This is a genomic window from Vibrio sp. OPT46, from assembly GCF_015163535.1.
In the GTDB taxonomy this organism is placed as follows: Bacteria; Pseudomonadota; Gammaproteobacteria; order Enterobacterales; family Vibrionaceae; genus Vibrio; species Vibrio alginolyticus.
Genome location: NZ_JADDYG010000172.1, coordinates 2,454 through 6,001 on the forward strand (window position 1 = coordinate 2,454; position 3,548 = coordinate 6,001).

Consider the following 3,548-nt stretch of genomic DNA (forward strand, 5'->3'; position numbering starts at 1 on the left):
GGAAGCGTCTGATGTTGAAACCATGAAATCTGCGATTGATAGCTTGCAAGCGATTGTTGAACAATCTAAGCGTGGTAATTACCCACCAGAGAAGTTTGATACTTACTTAGAAGGCTTTAACAAGCTGACGGTAACGCTAGATAAGATTGAAGCGGATCTTGATGCGGGCAAGCTACAAGAAGCAAAAGACCAACTGCGTGAAATCGATAGCCTTCGTGAAGAGTACCACGACAAGCGCAATCCAAGCATTTGGAGCAAGTTGTTCGGCTAATTATCTACTGAGCGGAGCATTTGCTCGTGGCAGTGGATTACGCGTTATCTCTAAGTAATGAATGAACACATTATCAGCCTGCCATTTCGGCGGGCTTTTTTGCGCCTGTCAATCGATGCATTCAAGAAAACCTGTGAGGTAGCAACCACTTATTGATACTGTTTTTTGAGCTATCACTCAAAATTGGTTACGCTGTGTGAAATTTGTTAAGTCACCGTTATGCGTAGATTAATTCCCTTTTACCGCTCGATGTTATTTGCTAGTGCTCTCAGTTGGGTGCTAGTGACGCTGATGCCTGTTATCAATGCTCATGGTAACAGCATGGGCGTGTGGGCGACGCTATGTACGCTTAACGGATTTGAGTTGGTCCAAATAGAAGAGGGCGACAATTCGGTCAGCCACAAAGGCAAGCCTTGTCCGTTTAGCCACTTTTCGACTTTTCATCACGATACACTTCCAACGACACCGATACTTTCAAGACAGAGCTTGGTGACTTCTGACAGCTACGCTTATTTGGCTCTAAGTGTGCGATTTGAAACACCAGTTCCTAGAGCGCCGCCAGTTTCCCTTTTCTCATAACGAAAACAATTACACGATACCCAAGTAACCTCGAGATGCTTGGTTCAGCGAGAATGACTTGGTTTGTAGACGCGGCGGCGATTTAAAGGTCTAGTGGGTCTAAATCAAGATATCGACAACAAAGTATACAAGCCAAGGCAACTCGCCCTTCGGGAGCGTGTCATTGCTCCGATTGCTGCTTCAAACAACTTGGAAAGAGTTGTCTATTACACAGCGTTGTTTTCTTTGCACTCGAATCAATGACAACGCTCTGAATCCAGCATCTTGAAGTCACTTGGGTATATAGTCAGCAACACTGCCACTTCGAGCAGTGGTACTCCCAAATCTAAGTCAAATAACGCCGCATACGAATGCGTATGTGTAGGATGCGTTTGACTGAATTTGGGTGTTCAACAATGAAAAAAGGAAAATACACATGTTGAGAAACTCGGCAAAGCCTCAACTCAAGGAAGCCTCACGCGCAAAATCCATCTACTTTATGACGTGGCGATGGCACTTCTACGCAGGTTTGTTCGTCATTCCATTTATGCTGATGCTTTCCCTCACGGGATTGGTGATGTTGTTTGATGACGAAATCGAACTGGCTCGATACGAAGCGACATTACAAGTTTCACCACAAGAGCACATGATTCCTGTCTCTGCACAATTAGAAACCGTAAAGCAGGCGTATCCCGATTTTAATGTCACTCAATTTGTACCTGCTAAAACGGCCGATATTGCCAACCGATTCTCGATTCAAAACCAAGAAGGCAGCTCGCTGATTGTTGCAGTAAATCCTTACACAGGAGACGTACAGGGCACCATTAATCGTGGTGACAGCATCTATGAACTGATGAACAGCATTCACGGCACCTTGCTCATCGGCGACCTAGGCGACCGTTTAATTGAAATCGCCGCAAGTCTGGGGATTTTACTGTTGGTGTCTGGTTTGTACCTTTGGTTACCTAGAGACAACGCCAGCCGCGCCGGCTTTTTGAAAATTCGCCTTAACAATGGCCCTCGAATTTTGATGCGTGACCTGCATGCGAATTTAGGTGGCGTGCTGTCGATTGTTCTGTTGTTCTTTTTGATTTCAGGTTTGTCGTGGGCAGGGATCTGGGGGGCGAAAATGGTGCAAGCTTGGAATACCTTCCCAACCTATTACACATGGGGTGAGAAACCGGAATCCACGCTGACACATAAAGATCTTAACCATGGTGCATCAGAAGAGATGCCATGGAACTTAGAGCTTGCTGCTGTGCCAGAATCGAAAGATAAGCCCGCTCATGATCATGCCAATATGAAGGAAGAGACGGCATACGCAGGCAGTCATGATGCGCTCTCCATTGATGATATCATCCTCAAGGCTGAAATGTTGGGCTTCACTGGCTATAAGCTGTTTTTGCCACGCTCTGAGACGGGCGTTTACACCGTTGCAGCTAACTCTATGGGCGGCGATATTTCCGACCCAAGACAAGATCGCACCAGCCACTTTGACCAGTATTCCGGTCGCTTGTTGGTGGATGTAACGTGGCAAGATTACAGCCTATTTGCCAAGTTCATGGCGGCAGGTGTGTCATTGCATCAAGGTGATGTGAGTATATTGAACAAAGTACTCAACGTAGTGTTCTGTTTGGCGTTCATCTTAATCTCAATCACAGGTGTGGTGATGTGGTGGATTCGTAGACCAAGTCGCAGTGCCGCATTGGGCGCGCCACCTAAGTTTCAACAAGACAGTATTTGGAAGCTTGGCTTAGTAACGTTAGTGATATTGTGTCTCGCGTTCCCGATGGGCGGTTTGGCAATTGTTACGGTTCTCGCACTGGATTGGCTGTTGTTCAACCGCGTTGAGAAACTGAAAACGGCGTTGAATTAGTAACAGACAAAGAATGGAATAATAAAAGAGCCTGCGAAGTCGAAGTGCTGGCTCTTTTTATTTCTGGTAAATCTCCAGTGGCAAGCCATCTGGGTCTTGGAAGAAGGTAAAGGCTTTGCCTGTAAATTCGTCAATACGAATTGGCTCAACTTCAACGTCATTCGATTCTAGGTAGACTTTCACTTGCTCAACATCATCAACCAAAAAAGCGAGATGTCGCAGGCCTTGCGCTTCGGGAAAGCTCGGTCTCTCAGGGGCGCCCGGAAAGCTAAACAGTTCAACTTGACTGCCGTCAGGTAAAGCGAGGTCAAGCTTGTAGGAGTCTCTGGCTTCACGATAGTTTTCAGCAATGACTTTTAATCCCAACACTTCAGTGTAAAAGCGTTTTGACTTTGAGTAATCGCTGCAAATGATCGCGACGTGATGAATGGCATTAAACATGGTTAGCCTCTTCAAACATGGTTAGCTCAAGCATGGTTAGTATCCTTGGAGACTAAATGCTCCTTAACGAAGTCGATAAACACGCGCAGACGAGCAGGCATGTATTTGGTTTGCGCATACTGCATCGCGATAGCGCCGTGGTAGTTACTCTTGATCATCCAATCCGGCAATACTTCCACCACTTCTCCTTGCTCTAACGCGTCTTTGATCACAAAGTCATGGAAGATCCCAATTCCCAAGCCAGACTTAACCCCGTTCAAGCGCATTTGGGAGTGGTTGACGGCGTAGCGTCCACTTACTGCAATCGAGTGGAACGCTTCCTCTTTAAAGAACGACCAGATGTTGTCTTTGTCGTTCTCGGCAAGGTAAATACAATCGTGCTTCTCAAGTTCAGTGGGATGC

General features: G+C 46.3%; 5 protein-coding genes. 3 read left to right on the plus strand and 2 right to left on the minus strand.

The window, feature by feature from the left end:
* The 3 genes from IQR33_RS08340 to IQR33_RS08350 form a co-directional block, all read left to right on the plus strand.
* The coding region (locus IQR33_RS08340; protein ID WP_193843621.1) for a cytochrome b562 at nt 1-271 on the plus strand (271 nt) is incomplete at its 5' end.
* Nucleotides 272-490: 219 nt separating this feature from the next.
* Entirely contained in the window at nt 491-850 is a 360-nt protein-coding gene (locus IQR33_RS08345; RefSeq protein ID WP_080276971.1) for a hypothetical protein, read from the plus strand.
* A 415-nt stretch (nt 851-1,265) separates the two neighbouring features.
* Complete coding sequence (locus tag IQR33_RS08350) at nt 1,266-2,705, plus strand: PepSY-associated TM helix domain-containing protein (RefSeq protein WP_193837773.1); 1,440 nt, start codon at nt 1,266-1,268, stop codon at nt 2,703-2,705.
* A 57-nt stretch (nt 2,706-2,762) separates the two neighbouring features.
* Here IQR33_RS08350 and IQR33_RS08355 read toward each other — a convergent pair whose 3' ends face one another.
* Entirely contained in the window at nt 2,763-3,146 is a 384-nt protein-coding gene (locus IQR33_RS08355; RefSeq protein ID WP_167415865.1) for a VOC family protein, read from the minus strand.
* Nucleotides 3,147-3,172: 26 nt separating this feature from the next.
* On the minus strand, nt 3,173-3,548 hold a 376-nt coding region (locus IQR33_RS32610), incomplete at its 5' end, for a LysR substrate-binding domain-containing protein (protein ID WP_265575779.1).

What these genes read in the sequence shown, in the direction of transcription:
- IQR33_RS08345 (WP_080276971.1), top strand. Translation starts at nt 491, where the DNA reads ATGCGTAGATTAATTCCCTTTTACCGCTCGATGTTATTTGCTAGTGCT.
- IQR33_RS08350 (WP_193837773.1), top strand. Translation starts at nt 1,266, where the DNA reads ATGTTGAGAAACTCGGCAAAGCCTCAACTCAAGGAAGCCTCACGCGCA.
- IQR33_RS08355 (WP_167415865.1), bottom strand. Translation starts at nt 3,146, where the DNA reads ATGTTTAATGCCATTCATCACGTCGCGATCATTTGCAGCGATTACTCA.